Here is a 16,227-nt window from a genome sequence, read left to right as displayed (position 1 = left end):
TGTGTATGGTCGGATAAGCGCTGGTGCACCGCCTGTCAATACAGTACTGTATGGCCGGATTTCGGAAACTGATATGACCGGGCAACTTTCCGCCGAGGACTGGATCAAAGAGGGCGTCAAGGCGCTCACCAGGAGCGGCTTCACTGCATTGAAGGCCGATCCCTTGGCAAAGAGCATGGGCGTTTCGCGGGGCAGCTTCTACTGGCATTTTGCCGATCTCGGCGCGTTCCACGCCGCCGTGCTGAAGCGCTGGCGCGAGATCGCGGCCGAGGAGATCATCGCTCGCGTCGAGGCCGACAGCGACGAGCCTGTGAGGGCGCTTCTGCGCAGGACCTTTGGCGCCCGGCTCGATCTCGAGCGCGCGGTGCGCAACTGGGCCGCGTTCGATCCGGCGGCGCAAGCGGCCGTTCGCGCCATCGACCGCCGGCGGCTCGACTATATCGAGGCGCTGCTGGCGACGCGGGGGGTTGCGCCTGCGCCCGCGCAGGCGCGCGCGCAGATCCTGTACTGGACGTTTTTGGGCTATGCACTCGCCAGCACGCCGATGCCGGCCGCGCGGCTGCAGGGCCTGCTCGACGAAATCGAGCGGCTGGTCTCGGCATAGCGCGCAATGGGCGGGCGTGATTTTCTATGCTACAGCCAGCCGACCGCCGGAGACCCCAATGAACGCGCCGACCGAACGTCCCGAAAATAGCGTCGATCCGAAACTGCTGGAGATCCTGGTCTGCCCGCTGACCAAGGGCCCGCTGGAATTCGACGCCGCCAAGCAGGAGCTGATTTCGCGGAGCGCCAAGCTCGCCTATCCGATCCGCGACGGCATCCCGATCATGCTGCCGGAAGAGGCGCGCAAGATCGATTGAGAACGGCGAATAGGGAATGGCGAGTAGCGAATGGATCTACTCGCCATTCGCCATTCGCCGCTCACAACGCCTCGCCCTTCAACAGCCGCGGGATCTCGCCGGTCAAACCCGCCGCCTGGCGGATGAAGAGGTTTTTGAGCGGCGGGGTGCGGTCGACGATGCCGAGGCCGATATCCCGCACGGTGCGCAGCAGGGTCGACTGATTCGAGAACAGGAAGTTCAGCGAGTTGGTGGCGACGCCCATCGCCATGGTGTCGAAGCGGCGCCAGCGCTGATAGCGATCGAGCACGTCGGCGCCGCCGATATCCATGCCGAGCCTGGCGGCATCGACGACGACCTCGGCCAAGGCGGCGACATCCTTCAGCCCCATATTGAGGCCTTGCCCCGCGATGGGGTGGATGACGTGGGCGGAATCGCCGACCAGCGCGAGGCGCTCGGCGACAAAGGAGCGCGCCACGAAATAGGACAGCGGAAACGCGCGCGGCTTGTCGAGCGCTTTCACCTCGCCGAGATGCAAGCCGAAACGCTGCTCGAGCTCGGCGTGAAACTCGTCCTCGCCAAGCGCGATGATGCGCGCGGCCTCAGCCCGGCGCTCGGTCCACACCAGCGACGATCGCTTGCCTGACAGAGGCAGGATCGCGAACGGGCCCGCGGGCAAGAAGTGCTCTTCGGCGCGGCCGTCGTGATCGCGCTCGTGGCCGACGGTGACGACGATGCCGGATTGGTCGTATTCCCAGCCGTGCGTCGCAATGCCCGCGCGCTCGCGCAATTTCGACTTGGCACCGTCAGCGGCGACGAGCAGGCTCGCCGCGATGACGCTGCCATCGCCGAGCGTCACGTCGATCCCCTCGGCGCGCGCGTCGTAGGACGACACGGTGGTGGCGCGAAGATCAACGCCTTCAGCTTCGGCCCGCACCACCAGCGCATCGATCAGGCGGCGGTTCTCGACCATGTGCGCGAAGGGCTCGCCGGGCGCGACATCGCCGGCGAAGTTCAAAAACGCCGGACGCGTGGCGTCCTCGAGCCTGGAATCGGTGACGACCATGTCGAGGATCGGCTGCGCCTCAGCCTTGACGTCGTCCCAGGCGCCGAGCGCCTCGAACAGGCGGCGGCAGGCGGCGACGATCGCGGTCGCGCGGGGATCGCGGCTGGGGCGCGCGGCGAGAGCGGGATCGGCGACGATGACGGAAATCTCGGGGCCGAGCCCCTGGCGCAGGGCCAGCGCCAGCGCGAGGCCCGCAAATGCGCCGCCGCCAATGACAATGCTCTTCTGTACCGACATACCAAGCTTCCCGGCCAATTCTGAGGTCTTGCTAGCAGACTTGAGGTGGGCGAAACAGTGCGGTGAAACAGGGGCGGAACAGCCCGCAAAGAAGGCCTGATGTGCCAGTCCGGGGCGATGGTTCGCGCCGGATGACGGCAAGAAAGCACCACCATGTCCAAAAGCCTCATCGACCTGATTTCGATCCTCGACCTCGAGCAGCTCGAGGTGAATTTGTTCCGCGGCAACAGCCCGAAGACGAGCTGGCAGCGGGTGTTCGGCGGGCAGGTGATCGGGCAGGCGATGGTGGCGGCCTGCCGCACCGTCGAGGGCCGGCTGCCGCATTCGCTGCATTGCTATTTCATCCTGCCGGGCGATCCGCAGGTCCCGATCATCTATCAGGTCGAACGCCTGCGCGACGGCAAGAGCTATTCGACGCGCCGGGTCACCGCGATCCAGCATGGCAATGCGATCTTCTCGATCATGGTGTCGTTCCATGCCGAGGAAGAGAGCGCGTTCGACCACCAGGACAAGATGCCTGACGTGCCGGCGCCGGAAAAGCTCACGGCGGAAGAGGTGGCGAAGCAGCCGATGTTCCGCGAGATGCCGGAGTTCATCCGCCGCTATTACGAATCCGATCGCCCGATCGAGCTGCGCCCGGTCGAGCTCGGCCGCTATTTCGGCCAGAAGATCGAGGACGGCCGCATCCATGTCTGGATCAAGACGGCGGCGACGCTGCCGGACGATCCGGCGCTGCACATGTGCGCGCTGGCCTATGCCTCGGACTTCTCGCTGCTCGATGCGATCATGGCGCGCTATGGCCGCACGCTGTTCGACAAGCGCATGATGCCGGCGAGCCTTGACCACGCGATGTGGTTTCACCGCCCGTTCCGCGCCGACGAATGGCTGCTCTATTCGCAGGATTCGCCGAGCGCACAAGGCGGCCGCGGCCTGACGCGCGGCTCGATCTTCAAGCCCGACGGCACGCTCGTCGCCTCCGTCGCGCAGGAAGGTTCCGTGCGCGAGCGGAGGAGCTGACATCTCGAGCGCGCGTTCATCGCGCTTGCGAGGCCCTGATCATGCTTACATCGAACGGCGCGGCGCGAGCTCGGTCTGCGAGGCGAACCAGTTCATGATCCAGCGATAGACCCACGGGATCGGGATCAGGAAACTGCACAGGATCGCGGCCACGATGCCGCGCCAGAGGATTCCGAGCCCGGTGCCTTTGAAGATGATCTCGCGGCGCGTGCCCTCGATGTTGCGGTAGATCCAACGTAGCTGGGCGGCGGCGACCCAGGCCCATCCGATGATGGTGATCATGGAAACCGCGAACAGCAGGTTCCAGCCGATGTAGCCCGCGACCGAGCCATTGAAGTTGAGGCCAAGCGGCTGCCCGTTGGAGGCGAGGTTGGCGATCATCCACTTGATCAGCAGCCAGTAGAGGGCGATCTCGGCGAGAAAGAGCGCAAGGTTCAGCACCTGGACGCCGGAATAGCCGACGACAGCGGCCAGAACGATGAAGCCGAAGAACCAGGGCACCATCGTCATCGCATTGCCGGTGAAGGACAGGTTCGGCCGTCCCGGGACCCTGACACAGGACACGATCCATCTCGTGTACCAGACGAACACCCACGGCACGGGAATGACGAGGGCCGAGAGGATCACCATCACCAGCGTGCGCCAGGTGAAGTCGAGAATGCCGAAATCGACCGACAGCGATCCGCCGGCCGCGCTGCCTGCGCCGGTATAGGCGCCGCCGCCCATCATCGGCGGGCCCCCGGCGGGAATGACCGGCGGCGCGCCGCCGCCAGGGATCAGTCCGGGAATTTCGGCCGCCTTCTGCCAGCCGGCCATGCCTTCGGACCACACCAGCGTGTCCGGCCGCACGACGCCTTGCGCGATCAGATCGCGGAATTGCCCCTCGAGATAGGGCCCCTGCTGCTTGCCCTCGGATGCATAAAACCAACTCGCCATGACGCGCGCCCCCAAAATACTTATGTACCGCCCGGCCGGCGCGGGTTCACCGCATCCTTGCCAAAAATGCATTGTGAGGGACGAACAGATGCCCTGTACAGAGGCGGCCGTTCACATGCCCGCCCTCGGCCAAGCGTTTTTCCGCTTCAATGTGCAAGTTTTTTGTGCCATTTGCCCGGAAAGATGCCAGATTGACGCAGCGCCGGGGACATACGGCGGGGCGCATCCCGGGGAATAGGCCTGACCATGAAACTCGTCGTCGCGATCATCAAACCCTTCAAGCTGGATGAAGTCCGCCAGGCCCTGACGGCGATCGGCGTCCACGGCATGACCGTGACCGAGGTCAAGGGCTACGGCCGCCAGAAGGGTCACACCGAGATCTATCGGGGCGCGGAATATGTCGTGAACTTCCTGCCGAAGCTGCGGATCGAGATCGCGGTCGCCTCGGACATCGCCGACAAGGCGGTCAGCGTGATCACCGCTTCCGCCCGCACCGGGCAGATCGGCGACGGCAAGATCTTCGTCACGCCGATCGACCATGCGCTGCGCATCCGCACCGGCGAGACCGATAGCGACGCGCTCTAGATTTTTGTTTGACGCGTTTTCCTGGCGCGAACCGGTATCCACTTCGCTCGAAAACGCTCTGGTCTCTTCGTTCGCAGCGGGCAACGACGCCGTAGCGAGCAATCACGAATGCTGGGGGAAAACGACATGGCGGGATTGTTGCGCCGCGTGGCCGCTTTGGCTGCGCCGTTCGGATTGTTGTCGGTGATGGCCGCGCCGGCCCACGCCACGACATCGGAGATCAACACCGCCGACACCGCCTGGATGATCGTCGCCACCGCCCTGGTGCTGATGATGACGATCCCGGGACTGGCGCTGTTCTATTCCGGCATGGTGCGCAAGAAGAACGTGCTCGCGACCATGGCGCAGAGCCTTGCCGCGGTGACCATCATCTCCATTCTCTGGGTCGCGTTCGGTTACTCGCTGTGCTTCGCCGGCGACGGCCCGTGGATCGGCTCGCTCGATCGCTGGTTCCTCGCCGGCATGACCATGGACAGCGTCAACCCGGCCGCGAAGACGATCCCGGAAGCGCTGTTCATGCTCTACCAGATGACGTTTGCGATCATCACGGTGGCGCTGGTGGCGGGCTCGGTCGCCGACCGGATGCGGTTCTCCGCTTACCTCTTGTTCTCGGTGGCCTGGTTCATCTTCGTCTACATTCCGCTGGCACATTGGGTGTGGGGAGGCGGCTTCCTCAACAGCATGGGCGTGATGGATTTCGCCGGCGGATTAGTCGTGCATCTGTCGGCCGGCACCGGTGGCCTGGTGGCCGCGAAAGTGATGGGACGGCGTTACGGCTACGGCACCGAAAATCTGTCGCCGTTCGATCTGTCGCTTGCCGTGATGGGCACCGGCCTGTTGTGGGTCGGCTGGTTCGGCTTCAATGGCGGCTCGGCGGGTGCTGCCAATTCGCGCGCGGTGATGGCGATCATCGCGACCCATCTGGCGGCCTGTTCCGGCGCGCTGACCTGGGGCGCGATCGAATGGTCGACGCGGCGCAAGCCCTCGGTGCTCGGCATGATCTCGGGCGCCGTGGCCGGCCTCGGCACCATCACGCCGGCCTCGGGCTTCGTCGCGCCGTGGCACGGCATCGTCATCGGCATCGCCGCCGGCGCGATTTGCTATTGGGCCTGCACCTGGCTGAAGCACCGCTTCAACTATGACGATTCGCTCGACGTGTTCGGCGTCCACGGCATCGGCGGGCTGACCGGCACGCTGCTCGCCGGCGTGTTCGCGACCAGCGCCATCGGAGGCACCGCCGGCCTGCTCGAGGGCCATCCGCAGCAATTGCTGATCCAGCTCTATGGCGTTGCCGTCACCTTCGTCTGGTCGGCGGGCGTGAGCTTCATCCTGCTCAAGCTGGTCGGCCTGTTCGTGCCCTTGCGCGTGTCGCGCGAGCAGGAGCTCGAGGGTCTCGACATCACCCAGCACGGCGAAGCGCTGCAATAATCAGGGCTTGCGCAACACATAAGCACGTGCTTATGTGTTGTCATGATCGAAGCCGATATTTTCAGGGCGCTGGCCGACCCGACCCGCCGCAGGGTCTTTGAGAAGCTCGCCGACGGCAGCCTCAATGCCAGCGCCTTGCGCGACGGACTGGAGATCAGCCAGCCCGCGATGTCGCAGCATCTTTCGGTGCTGCGCGCGGCAGGCCTCGTGCGCGAGCAGCGGCAAGGCCGCTTTGTGAATTACGAAGTCGATCCCGACGGGATCGTCGCCATCGGTACATGGCTTGCGCGCTACCGCGCCTATTGGCCGAAGCGCATGGAAGCACTCGCCGACCTCCTGAAGGATATGGATCAATGAGCGACGCCGCGAAGCCCGAACGTCCTGACGAAGCCCTTGTGCTCGAATATGAATTCGATGCTCCGCCGGCAAAAGTCTGGCGCGCCGTAACCATTCCCGCCCTGCGCGAGCGCTGGCTGCCGGATTGCGATCTTGCGGGCGCCGAGCCGGAAACATCGATCCCGGGCGAAGAGGTGCGCTACCGGCTTCGCGATTCCGAACCGCCGTATCGCGAGAGCCGCGTCATCTTCCGAATCGAGCCGAACGTGTCGGGCGGCACCCGCTTCCGCATCATCCAGCAGGCCTGCGAGATCAACGTAAAACTACCGCAGCCGGCCAATTGCAATCGTTGCCTCATGCGCGCGGCGGCCTGACACCAACCGAACCTCATCACCTGCAGACATGGAGGTCGCCGATGCGCGACATGCTTCAGCTCGTCCCTATGGTCGTCGAGCAATCCGCACGCGGCGAACGGTCCTTCGACATCTACTCGCGGCTGCTGCGCGAGCGCATCATCTTCCTCAACGGCGAGGTCAATGACGCGATGTCGGGCCTGGTCTGCGCGCAGCTCCTGTTCCTGGAAGCGGAGAATCCGAACCGGCCGATCAATCTTTACATCAACTCCTATGGCGGCGTGATCACCTCTGGCCTTGCGATGTACGACACCATGCAGTTCATCAAGGCGCCGGTGCATACGCTATGCATGGGCACCGCGCGCTCGATGGGCTCGTTCCTGCTGATGGCCGGCGAGCCCGGCCACCGCGCCGCGTTGCCCAATGCGAGCCTTCACGTCCACCAGCCGCTCGGCGGCTTCCAGGGCCAGGCGTCCGACATCCTGATCCATGCCAACGAGATGCAGGACACCAAGCGGCGCATCACCAGGCTCTATGCGCAGCATTGCGGCCGGACCGTAGAGGAAGTCGAGCGGACCCTGGATCGCGACCACTTCATGACCGCGCAGCAGGGGGTCGAGTGGGGCCTGATCGATCGGGTATTTGCCGAGCGCCAGCCGGCCGATCGCGACGCCAGCTAATCGGCCCCGTCTGTAACAAGATACCTGCATTGCTGCCCGACACGTGAGCAGCAATTGTGTCGGCACCCTGTCATGCCCAGTTTTTGATCACGTCTGACCACGTATTGAGCGCGACGTATTGGCGCATTGCGGCGGATTACCCGCCCAACGCGAAAATCCCCGTTTTCATAGTCCGTTAGGCAAGTCGCCGGTTCTGGCACGGCATTTGATTCTAAGGGTCCCGGCTGTGCCCGCGTAGTGAACTTCTCCCTCGTGGCGAACCAGTCGAGAAACGCCCGGCCATGTCCGGACCGGGCCCAAGCGGGGATAGGACCCATGAAAATTGTTATGGCGATTATCAAGCCATTCAAGCTGGAAGAAGTCCGTGACGCCTTGACCGCCATTGGCGTTCACGGTCTCACGGTGACGGAAGTCAAGGGATATGGCCGTCAGAAAGGCCACACGGAAATCTACCGCGGCGCCGAATATGCCGTGAGCTTCCTGCCCAAGATCAAGATCGAAGTCGCCATTGCCTCCGAGCAGGTCGACAAGACCATCGAGGCCATCACGTCCGCCGCCAAAACCGGACAGATCGGCGACGGCAAGATCTTCGTCATCGGCCTCGACCATGCGGTCCGCATCCGCACCGGTGAAGCCGACGCCGCGGCCCTTTGATTTCGCGCTCAACCAAAATCCAATCAGGAGTAAATGAAATGACGTTTAAGCGTCCCTATGGCGCGGGATTGGCGGCTCTCGCAGTCGGCCTGTTCGCTGCGACCGCAGCCTATGCCGAGCCAACGGTCAACAAGGGAGACAACGCCTGGATGCTGACATCGACAGTGCTGGTGCTGTTGATGACCATCCCCGGCCTCGCGCTGTTCTACGGCGGCCTCGTTCGTTCCAAGAACATGCTCTCGGTGCTGATGCAGGTGTTCTACACCGTCTGCGTCGTCACCGTGATCTGGGCCGTCTACGGCTACAGCCTCGCCTTCACCGGCGGTTCCGACTTCATCGGCGGCTTCTCCAAGGCCTTCATGATGGGCGTCACCACCGACTCGAAGGCCGCGACCTTCTCGGTCGACGCCAACATCTCGGAGCTCGTCTATGTGTGCTTCCAGATGACCTTCGCGGCGATCACGCCCGCCCTCATCGTCGGCGCCTTCGCCGAGCGCATGAAGTTCGCGGCGATCGCTCTCTTCATTCCGCTCTGGGTCACGCTGATCTACTTCCCGATCGCGCACATGGTCTGGTACTGGCCCGGCCCGGACGCGATCCAGGATGCGGCCAAGGCTCTTGCTGCCGCGACTGACGCAGCGGCAAAGACTGCGGCTCAGGCCAAGCTCGACGAGATCAACGCCGACGCCGGCTGGATCTTCAAGAAGGGCGCGATCGACTTCGCCGGCGGCACCGTCGTGCATATCAACGCCGGCATCGCCGGTCTCGTCGGCGCTCTCCTGATCGGCAAGCGCGTCGGCTACGGCAAGGAGCTGATGGCTCCGCACTCGCTGACCATGTCGATGATCGGCGCCTCGCTGCTCTGGGTCGGCTGGTTCGGCTTCAACGCCGGCTCCAACTTGGAGGCCAACGGTGGTGCTGCGCTCGCCATGACCAACTCCTTCGTCGCCACTGCAGCCGCCGCGCTGTCGTGGATGTTCGCGGAGTGGATCGTGAAGGGTCATCCGTCGGTACTCGGCGTCATCTCCGGCGCTGTCGCGGGCCTCGTGGCCGTCACCCCTGCCGCCGGCTTCTCCGGCGTGATGGGCGCGATCGTCCTCGGTCTCGTGGTCGGCGTGGTCTGCCTGTTCTTCTGCACCGTCGTGAAGAACGCGCTCGGCTACGACGACTCGCTCGACGTGTTCGGCGTGCACTGCATCGGCGGCATCGTCGGCGCCCTCGGCACCGGCATCCTGGTCAATCCGGCTCTCGGTGGTGCCGGCATCATCGACTACACCGCGATCCCGCCCAAGGTTGCCGATTACGACTTCGCTGCGCAGATGCTGTCCCAGATCGAAGCCGTCTGCACCACGCTGGTGTGGTCCGGCATCGGTTCTGCGATCCTCTACAAGGTCGTCGACGTGATCGTCGGCCTTCGCGCCAACGTCGAGACCGAGCGTGAAGGCTTGGACATCACCGAGCACACCGAACGCGCCTACAACATGTAACCGTTCTCCCGGGCGCGATCTCCCTGGAGATCGCGTTCACTCCTGCGGTTTGGGCACATACCCGGCAATGCCCCGACCGTTGAGGGGCTCCAGCGCAAGTTGGAGCCCCTTTTTTTGGCAAAGCGTCCCGTCGCCCCTTGTTGGGGAGGGGGTGGCCGAGGAAATGATGCTGGTTCTTGATGATCCATTGAGGGCGGGCGCGCAACGGAAGGAATCCCCGCGCGGCGCCGCTCCCTGACCCCACAACGGGGGGGGGGAGGGAACTGAGAGAGCGCTGCTGCCGGCCGAACTCAAATCGACTTCGATCTTCCATCCCGTTGTTATCCGGCCCCATTATTCCAGCTCTGGACGCACCCCGCCGGCCGATGGTTAATCGCGTCTTAACCTCGCCCTATCTATGGTGAATTGAACCGCCTTCCCGCCGGCGCCCGCGTGCGACCGGCCGTTCCGAGAGTACTGGCGCCCAGAATGGTCATGACCGCTTCATCCCGTGCGCCGCTCGAAGGTGGAAGCGCCAATAACGAACGCTCGCCCTTCGTCCGGCTGAACGAGCTGCTGGCGCCGCATCAACCCGGCAAGCCCTTGATTTCGCTCGCAGTCGGCGAACCGCAGCATCCCGTGCCTGATTTCGTCGGCCCCGTGCTGGCCAAGCACATTGCCGATTTCGGACGGTACCCGATGAACCAGGGCACCGAGCCGTTTCGCCAGGCCGCGAGCGCCTGGCTGTCCTCGCGATTCAGGCTGCCGCGACCGCTCGATCCGAAGACCGAGATTCTGGTCCTCAATGGCAGCCGCGAGGGGCTGTTCCTCGCCGCGATCGCGGCAGCGCGCTATGTCGGCCCGAAGCCCGGCAAGCCCGCCATCCTGATGCCGAACCCGTTTTATCCGGTCTACGGCGCCGGCGCCGGCGCCGCTAACTGCGAGCCGGTTTACCTGCCGACCACCGTCGACAACGGCTTCCTGCCCGATCTCGATGCCATCGACGAGGCGACGCTGGCGCGCACGGTGGCGTTCTACCTGGCATCGCCAGCCAATCCGCAGGGTTCGGTCGCATCGCGCGATTATTTCACGCGCCTGAAAAGCCTCGCCGACCGCCACGGCTTCGTGATTCTCAGCGACGAGTGCTACTCCGAGATCTACACAAGGGAAGCACCGGGCAGCGCGCTCGAATGCGCGGGCGCCGATTTCACCCGCGTGCTTGCGTTCCAGTCGCTGTCGAAGCGCTCCAACCTGCCGGGCCTGCGCGTCGGCTTCGCCGCCGGCGACAGGAAGCTCATCGGCATGTTCCTGGAGCTGCGCAACATCGCGGCGCCGCAGGTGCCGGTACCGCTCCAGCATGTCGCGACCGTTGCCTATGGCGACGAGGCGCATGTCGAAGAGAACCGCAGGCTGTATCGGATCAAATTCGATCTCGCCGACCAGATCATCGGCAATCGCTATGGCTATCGCCGGCCCGATGCCGGCTTCTGCGTCTGGCTCAATACGTCGGAGATCGGCGACGACGTCTCCGTGACCCTCAGGCTCTTCAAGGAAGCCGGCGTGCGCGTGGTGCCCGGCTCCTACCTGGCGCGGCTTCAGCCCGACGGCTTCAATCCCGGTGCCGGCTATATCCGGCTGGCGCTGGTGCAGGACAGTGAGACCACGGTGCAGGCGCTGCACCGGCTGGTCGAAACTCTGGGTTAGGCGGGCCCATGAGCATGTCGACAATCGAACGCGTCATTCCCCTGGTCGGCCATCTGCCGCCTTCGCTCCGCGAGGGGCTGGCGAGGCGCGTGCGCGAGCTGACCGGCTTCGGCCTGGTCACGCTGTCGGGCGTCGCCTCCGCCGCGCTGATGACATGGTCGGTCCAGGACCCGAGCCTCAGCCACGCGACCTCGCGGCCGATCCACAACGTTCTCGGCTACGCCGGCGCCATCGGCGCCGACCTCGCCATGCAGATCCTCGGGCTCGGCGCGATCATGCTGATCCTCACCGTCGCGGTCTGGGGCTGGCGCATGATGACCCACCGTCCGTTCGATCGCGAAGCGCTGCGGCTCGGCGCCTGGATTCTCTGCACGGTGATCACGGCCGGCTTCGTCAGCTGCTGGCCGCATGGCGGCGCCTGGCCGCTTCCCACCGGTTTGGGCGGCGTGGTCGGCGATGCGCTGGTGCGTGCGCCCGCGGTGATCTTCGGGCCACCAGGCGCGATCTATCGCATGGCGCTCGGCGCCATCCTGTTCGTCGCGCTGGCCGCGACCTTCCTGATCGCCTGCGGCCTCGGTGCCCGCGAGCGCGATGATGAACTCGCGGAGATCGAGGACGACGACAAGACGCTCGATGACGAAGACGACGGCGATCGCGGTTCGGTGTCGCTGGGCTGGCTGTTCCATGCGCTGATGAGCACCAAGGCGCGGCTGATCTGGCTGTGTGGTGCCGCCTATCGCTCCCTGGTTTCGAGCGGATCGAAGAGCAAGGCCGTTCCGTTCAGCCGACAAGAACCCAATCTCGGCGGCGGCCGCGCCGCGCCCTCGATCTCGCCGCAATCCGAAGACGAGGACCACGAGGACGAGGACGAGCACGAGGAAGAAGCAGACGAAGAGGAGGAAGAGGAGGAGCCGATCGCGCGTGCGCCACGCAAGAAGGCTGCACCGAAAGCCGCTTCCAGGAAATCCTCCGACAAGTTCGAGCTTCCATCCGTGTCCGTGCTGGCTGCGCCCAAGGCCGGCGATCGCCAGCCGCTCAGCAAGGCCGAGCTGGAGGCCAATTCGCGTTCGCTCGAAGGCGTGCTGCAGGACTTCGGCGTGCGCGGCGAGATCGTGAAAGCCAATCCGGGTCCTGTCGTCACCCTGTACGAGCTCGAGCCGGCGCCCGGTATCAAATCGTCGCGCGTGATCGGGCTTGCCGACGATATCGCCCGCTCGATGAGCGCGCTCTCGGCGCGCGTCGCCGTCGTGCCTGGCCGCAATGCCATCGGCATCGAGCTGCCGAACGCGCATCGCGAGAAGGTTTATCTGCGCGAGCTGCTGGTCGCCAAGGAAACCGTCGACACGGTGGCAAAGCTGCCGCTCTGCCTCGGCAAGACCATCGGCGGCGAGCCCGTCATCATCGACCTCGCGCGCACGCCGCATATGCTGATCGCGGGTACCACCGGCTCCGGTAAGTCGGTTGCAATCAACACGATGATCCTGAGCCTGGTCTATCGGCTGCGGCCGGATCAGTGCCGGCTGATCATGGTCGACCCGAAGATGCTCGAACTCTCCGTCTATGACGGCATTCCCCATCTGCTCACACCCGTCGTGACCGATCCGAAGAAGGCGGTGGTCGCGCTGAAATGGGCCGTGCGCGAGATGGAAGAGCGCTACAAGAACATGGCCAAGCTCGGTGTGCGCAACATCGACGGCTACAACACGCGGCTCGGCGAACTGAAAGCCAAGGGCGAAGAGCCGACGCGCACCGTACACACGGGCTTCGACAAGGAGACCGGGAAGGCGATCTACGAGGAAGAGAAGCTCTCGCTCGATCCGCTGCCCTACATCGTGATCATCGTCGACGAAATGGCCGACCTGATGATGGTCGCCGGCAAGGACATCGAAGGCGCGGTGCAGCGCCTCGCGCAGATGGCACGCGCCGCCGGCCTGCATGTGATCCTTGCCACACAGCGTCCGTCGGTGGACGTCATCACCGGCACGATCAAGGCGAACTTTCCGACCCGCATCGCCTTCCAGGTCACTTCGAAGATCGACAGCCGCACGATTTTGGGCGAGATGGGCGCCGAGCAGCTGCTCGGCCAGGGCGACATGCTCTACATGGCCGGCGGCGGCCGCATCAGCCGCGTGCACGGACCGTTCGCCTCGGACGACGAAGTCGAGAAGGTGGTGCGCCACCTCAAGACGCAGGGCCAGCCGGAATACCTGGAAGCAGTCACCGCCGAAGAGCCGAGCGAGGACGAAGACGGCGGCGCCGTGTTCGACGCCAGTGGAATGGGCGCGGATGGCGGCGGCGACCTGTTCCAGCAGGCCGTTGCGATCGTCAAACGCGACCGCAAGGCCTCGACCAGCTACATCCAGCGCCGGCTGCAAATCGGCTATAACCGCGCCGCATCGCTGATGGAGCGCATGGAACTGGAAGGCATCGTCGGACCCGCCAACCACGCCGGCAAACGCGAGATTCTGGTCGAAGAAGAAGACAGTCACATGTGAGGCAAGGGGGCCTCCGGCCCGCCTCGGAATGACATTTTCACGGAAAATCGATCTCTGCTTTTGCTCGAAATCACGTTAAAACGACGCCCAGCCACACAGGACGACGCGTTGACCAGACATCCGGACATTGGATTCGCAGCCTCTCTCGCTGCCCGCAGCGCGCGCGCGGCGGGTGTGCTTCTCGTCACCGCCGCCTTGGTGACCGCAGCGTCGTTTGCGCAGAACGTGCCGGTGCCGAAGCCGGCACCGAAGAGCCGTGACAATGCTGCGCCCGCCGGGGGGCCGGCGATCACAGGCGCGACGCAGGCTCCGCCGAATCCGATCATTCCCGATCCGCGCCGCAACGTGCCGAGCAGCATCTTCCAGACGTTCGATGCGAACCAGAAAGCGCAGGCGGCCAAGGTCAGCGCCTATCTGTCGTCGCTGTCGACGCTGGTCGGAAATTTCGTCCAGGTCGGCCCCGACGGCAGCAAGACGCAGGGCGATTTCTACATCCAGAAGCCGGGCAAGGTCCGCTTCGAATATGATCCGCCGAGCCCGATCGACATCATCGCCGATGGATCGTCGGTGGTGGTGCGCGACCGCAAGCTCGCGACGCAGGACGTCTATCCGCTGTCGCAGACGCCGCTGCGCTTCCTGTTGTCAGACCGCATCGATCTGATGAAGGACACCAACGTCGTCAACGTCACCGCCGACGATCTCTTCATCAGCGTCACCATCGAAGAGAAGCAGGCCCTGGTCGGCACCAGCCGCCTGCTGCTGATGATCGGCGCCAAGGACGGCCAGCTGAAGCAATGGACCGTCACCGATCCCCAAGGCTATGACACCACGGTGGCGGTCTACAATCTCGATGCGGGCAAGAAGCTCGATCCCAACATGTTCAAGATCGACTTCACCAATTACAACGTGCCATCGCCGGGGTAGCGCTGCGGCACTGCCCCTGTGGACAAGCATTTCGGCCGCGACGATCCATGCTAAGACGCAACTCTCATGCGTCTTTCCCTGACAACCTGGAACATCAACTCGGTGCGGCTGCGCATCGATCTGGTCGCGAAGTTTCTCAAGAGCGCACGGCCCGACGTACTGTGCCTCCAGGAGACCAAGTGCATCGACGACGCCTTTCCGCTGAAGCGCTTCAAGCGGCTCGGCTACGAGCACGTCGCGCTGAACGGGCAGAAGGGCTATCACGGCGTCGCCATCGTATCGAAGATTCCGTTCGAATCCACCGACATCCGCACCTTCTGCGACAAGGTGGATTCGCGCCATATCTCGGTGTCGTTCGGCGAGAAGGCCAACATCGCAAAGCCGCTGGTGCTGCATAATTTCTACGTGCCCGCCGGCGGCGACATTCCCGATCCCGCGCTCAACGAAAAATTCGACCACAAGCTCCGTTTCCTCGACGAGTTGAAGGCGTGCGAGCCGCTGCATCCCCGCGGGGAGGATCGTCATATCCTGGTCGGCGATCTCAACGTCGCGCCGCACGAGAACGATGTGTGGTCGCACAAGCAGCTTCTCAAAGTGGTCTCGCATACGCCTGTCGAAACCGAGAAGCTGAAGGCGGCGCTCGAAGCCGGCGAATGGATCGACGTCGCGCGCGACCGCATCCCGATGTCGGAGAAAGTCTACACGTGGTGGAGCTACCGTTCCGCCGACTGGACCGTCGGCGACCGCGGCCGGCGGCTCGATCACATCTGGGTGTCGCGCGCGCTGAAGGATGCGGTCAGCGATTTCAAGATCCTGCGCGATGCACGGAGCTGGGAGCGTCCCTCCGATCACGTCCCTGTCACCGTGACGCTGGAGGTGTGAAGCCTGTAGCCGCGCTTGACGCTCTCATCCCGAGGAGCGCGCATCGCGCGCGTCGCGAAGGATGGCCGCAGGCGGTAACCGGGCCTTCATGGTTCGAGACGGCGCTGACGCGCCTCCTCACCATGAGGATCAGCCCGTGAGCTTCGCGCCGGCCATCAGGATGTCGCTGGCGATCTGGCTGGAGCGAACCGCGAATTCGTCGCGCAGGCGGACCGCCGCAGCGGGATCGCTCTCGAGCACACGCTGAAACAGGCTGCGTGCGATGCGGATGACGGAGGAGTGCTCCAGTGCGACCGCGCCGGAGGGCCGCTTCATCGGCACCACCAGCGCGAGCTCGCCGATCAGCGTACCGGGGCCGGCGATCATCTCGGCGCCGGCGCCGTCATCGACGCGAAAGGCGCCGCGCTGGACCACGAAGCCGGCGTCGGCATTGTCACCGAGATTGAACAGGATATCGCCGCGAACGAAGTCACGCTGCTCGGAACCGATCGCCAGCATGCGCAACGAGGCGTCTCCCAACAGGCGCAGTGTCGGGACACGCTCGAGCAGCGCTACGTCATCGTCGATTGACATTCCGGTCCGTGGCTCGTGGAACGCGCCAAATTACGACGAATCGCGCGCATCC

At 64.5% G+C, this 16,227-nt stretch carries 17 protein-coding genes; 14 read left to right on the top strand and 3 right to left on the bottom strand.

The window, feature by feature from the left end; translation table 11 throughout:
* Positions 1-73: 73 nt before the first annotated feature.
* Together ACVWZ4_RS11940 and ACVWZ4_RS11935 are read left to right on the top strand one after the other, a co-directional pair.
* A complete protein-coding gene (locus ACVWZ4_RS11940; protein WP_456700416.1) occupies positions 74-604 on the top strand; it encodes a TetR/AcrR family transcriptional regulator in 531 nt (176 codons plus the stop codon).
* 58 nt (positions 605-662) lie between these two features.
* Positions 663-860, top strand: coding sequence for a Trm112 family protein (locus ACVWZ4_RS11935; RefSeq protein WP_200297414.1), 198 nt, complete (start codon positions 663-665; stop codon positions 858-860).
* Positions 861-921: 61 nt separating this feature from the next.
* Here the strand turns inward: ACVWZ4_RS11935 and ACVWZ4_RS11930 are convergent, their stop codons facing one another.
* Positions 922-2,142, bottom strand: coding sequence for a ubiquinone biosynthesis hydroxylase (locus tag ACVWZ4_RS11930; protein ID WP_456740350.1), 1,221 nt, complete (start codon positions 2,140-2,142; stop codon positions 922-924).
* Positions 2,143-2,295: 153 nt separating this feature from the next.
* Between ACVWZ4_RS11930 and tesB the strand changes: the two genes are divergently transcribed.
* Positions 2,296-3,159, top strand: a complete 864-nt coding sequence (gene tesB / locus ACVWZ4_RS11925) for an acyl-CoA thioesterase II (protein WP_456700418.1) — start codon at positions 2,296-2,298, stop codon at positions 3,157-3,159.
* A 45-nt stretch (positions 3,160-3,204) separates the two neighbouring features.
* Here tesB and ACVWZ4_RS11920 read toward each other — a convergent pair whose 3' ends face one another.
* Complete coding sequence (locus tag ACVWZ4_RS11920; RefSeq protein WP_456763444.1) at positions 3,205-4,095, bottom strand: DUF4339 domain-containing protein; 891 nt, start codon at positions 4,093-4,095, stop codon at positions 3,205-3,207.
* Positions 4,096-4,341: 246 nt separating this feature from the next.
* Between ACVWZ4_RS11920 and ACVWZ4_RS11915 the strand changes: the two genes are divergently transcribed.
* From ACVWZ4_RS11915 to xth, 11 genes are all read left to right on the top strand, one after another.
* Entirely contained in the window at positions 4,342-4,680 is a 339-nt protein-coding gene (locus ACVWZ4_RS11915) for a P-II family nitrogen regulator (RefSeq protein WP_092232482.1), read from the top strand.
* Between the two features lie 126 nt (positions 4,681-4,806).
* Positions 4,807-6,108 carry an ammonium transporter gene (locus ACVWZ4_RS11910; protein ID WP_456700420.1) on the top strand — a complete coding sequence of 434 codons (1,302 nt, stop codon included), beginning with the start codon at positions 4,807-4,809 and terminating at the stop codon, positions 6,106-6,108.
* A 42-nt stretch (positions 6,109-6,150) separates the two neighbouring features.
* Positions 6,151-6,465, top strand: coding sequence for an ArsR/SmtB family transcription factor (locus tag ACVWZ4_RS11905; protein WP_456700421.1), 315 nt, complete (start codon positions 6,151-6,153; stop codon positions 6,463-6,465).
* Positions 6,462-6,818 carry an SRPBCC family protein gene (locus tag ACVWZ4_RS11900; RefSeq protein WP_456700422.1) on the top strand — a complete coding sequence of 119 codons (357 nt, stop codon included), beginning with the start codon at positions 6,462-6,464 and terminating at the stop codon, positions 6,816-6,818. The genes ACVWZ4_RS11905 and ACVWZ4_RS11900 overlap by 4 nt, the downstream gene beginning before the upstream one ends.
* A 41-nt stretch (positions 6,819-6,859) precedes the next feature.
* On the top strand, positions 6,860-7,477 hold the full coding sequence (locus ACVWZ4_RS11895; protein ID WP_456700423.1) for an ATP-dependent Clp protease proteolytic subunit: 618 nt from the start codon (positions 6,860-6,862) through the stop codon (positions 7,475-7,477).
* Positions 7,478-7,792: 315 nt separating this feature from the next.
* Positions 7,793-8,131: a P-II family nitrogen regulator gene (locus ACVWZ4_RS11890; RefSeq protein WP_456740348.1), complete on the top strand. Its 339-nt coding sequence runs from the start codon at positions 7,793-7,795 to the stop codon at positions 8,129-8,131.
* Between the two features lie 38 nt (positions 8,132-8,169).
* Positions 8,170-9,618: an ammonium transporter gene (locus ACVWZ4_RS11885; protein WP_456700425.1), complete on the top strand. Its 1,449-nt coding sequence runs from the start codon at positions 8,170-8,172 to the stop codon at positions 9,616-9,618.
* A gap of 468 nt (positions 9,619-10,086) precedes the next feature.
* A complete protein-coding gene (locus ACVWZ4_RS11880; protein ID WP_456740347.1) occupies positions 10,087-11,301 on the top strand; it encodes an aminotransferase class I/II-fold pyridoxal phosphate-dependent enzyme in 1,215 nt (404 codons plus the stop codon).
* 8 nt (positions 11,302-11,309) lie between these two features.
* Complete coding sequence (locus ACVWZ4_RS11875; protein WP_456740346.1) at positions 11,310-13,796, top strand: DNA translocase FtsK; 2,487 nt, start codon at positions 11,310-11,312, stop codon at positions 13,794-13,796.
* A gap of 108 nt (positions 13,797-13,904) precedes the next feature.
* Positions 13,905-14,720: an outer membrane lipoprotein carrier protein LolA gene (locus ACVWZ4_RS11870; RefSeq protein WP_456700428.1), complete on the top strand. Its 816-nt coding sequence runs from the start codon at positions 13,905-13,907 to the stop codon at positions 14,718-14,720.
* A gap of 66 nt (positions 14,721-14,786) precedes the next feature.
* Positions 14,787-15,602 carry an exodeoxyribonuclease III gene (gene xth / locus ACVWZ4_RS11865; protein WP_456736829.1) on the top strand — a complete coding sequence of 272 codons (816 nt, stop codon included), beginning with the start codon at positions 14,787-14,789 and terminating at the stop codon, positions 15,600-15,602.
* A gap of 129 nt (positions 15,603-15,731) precedes the next feature.
* Here the strand turns inward: xth and ACVWZ4_RS11860 are convergent, their stop codons facing one another.
* Positions 15,732-16,175, bottom strand: a complete 444-nt coding sequence (locus ACVWZ4_RS11860; RefSeq protein WP_456700430.1) for a cyclic nucleotide-binding domain-containing protein — start codon at positions 16,173-16,175, stop codon at positions 15,732-15,734.
* Positions 16,176-16,227: the final 52 nt, after the last annotated feature.

The organism is Bradyrhizobium sp. USDA 4472, assembly GCF_054058595.1.
The sequence above is the reverse complement of the archived record's forward strand: the minus strand, read 5'-3'. Positions and strand labels throughout refer to the sequence as shown.

Bases quoted from the DNA above. Each gene is read 5' to 3' on its own strand.
- ACVWZ4_RS11940 (WP_456700416.1), top strand. From the start codon at position 74: ATGACCGGGCAACTTTCCGCCGAGGACTGGATCAAAGAGGGCGTCAAG.
- ACVWZ4_RS11935 (WP_200297414.1), top strand. From the start codon at position 663: ATGAACGCGCCGACCGAACGTCCCGAAAATAGCGTCGATCCGAAACTG.
- ACVWZ4_RS11930 (WP_456740350.1), bottom strand. From the start codon at position 2,142: ATGTCGGTACAGAAGAGCATTGTCATTGGCGGCGGCGCATTTGCGGGC.
- tesB (WP_456700418.1), top strand. From the start codon at position 2,296: ATGTCCAAAAGCCTCATCGACCTGATTTCGATCCTCGACCTCGAGCAG.
- ACVWZ4_RS11920 (WP_456763444.1), bottom strand. From the start codon at position 4,095: ATGGCGAGTTGGTTTTATGCATCCGAGGGCAAGCAGCAGGGGCCCTAT.
- ACVWZ4_RS11915 (WP_092232482.1), top strand. From the start codon at position 4,342: ATGAAACTCGTCGTCGCGATCATCAAACCCTTCAAGCTGGATGAAGTC.
- ACVWZ4_RS11910 (WP_456700420.1), top strand. From the start codon at position 4,807: ATGGCGGGATTGTTGCGCCGCGTGGCCGCTTTGGCTGCGCCGTTCGGA.
- ACVWZ4_RS11905 (WP_456700421.1), top strand. From the start codon at position 6,151: ATGATCGAAGCCGATATTTTCAGGGCGCTGGCCGACCCGACCCGCCGC.
- ACVWZ4_RS11900 (WP_456700422.1), top strand. From the start codon at position 6,462: ATGAGCGACGCCGCGAAGCCCGAACGTCCTGACGAAGCCCTTGTGCTC.
- ACVWZ4_RS11895 (WP_456700423.1), top strand. From the start codon at position 6,860: ATGCGCGACATGCTTCAGCTCGTCCCTATGGTCGTCGAGCAATCCGCA.
- ACVWZ4_RS11890 (WP_456740348.1), top strand. From the start codon at position 7,793: ATGAAAATTGTTATGGCGATTATCAAGCCATTCAAGCTGGAAGAAGTC.
- ACVWZ4_RS11885 (WP_456700425.1), top strand. From the start codon at position 8,170: ATGACGTTTAAGCGTCCCTATGGCGCGGGATTGGCGGCTCTCGCAGTC.
- ACVWZ4_RS11880 (WP_456740347.1), top strand. From the start codon at position 10,087: ATGGTCATGACCGCTTCATCCCGTGCGCCGCTCGAAGGTGGAAGCGCC.
- ACVWZ4_RS11875 (WP_456740346.1), top strand. From the start codon at position 11,310: ATGAGCATGTCGACAATCGAACGCGTCATTCCCCTGGTCGGCCATCTG.
- xth (WP_456736829.1), top strand. From the start codon at position 14,787: ATGCGTCTTTCCCTGACAACCTGGAACATCAACTCGGTGCGGCTGCGC.
- ACVWZ4_RS11860 (WP_456700430.1), bottom strand. From the start codon at position 16,175: ATGTCAATCGACGATGACGTAGCGCTGCTCGAGCGTGTCCCGACACTG.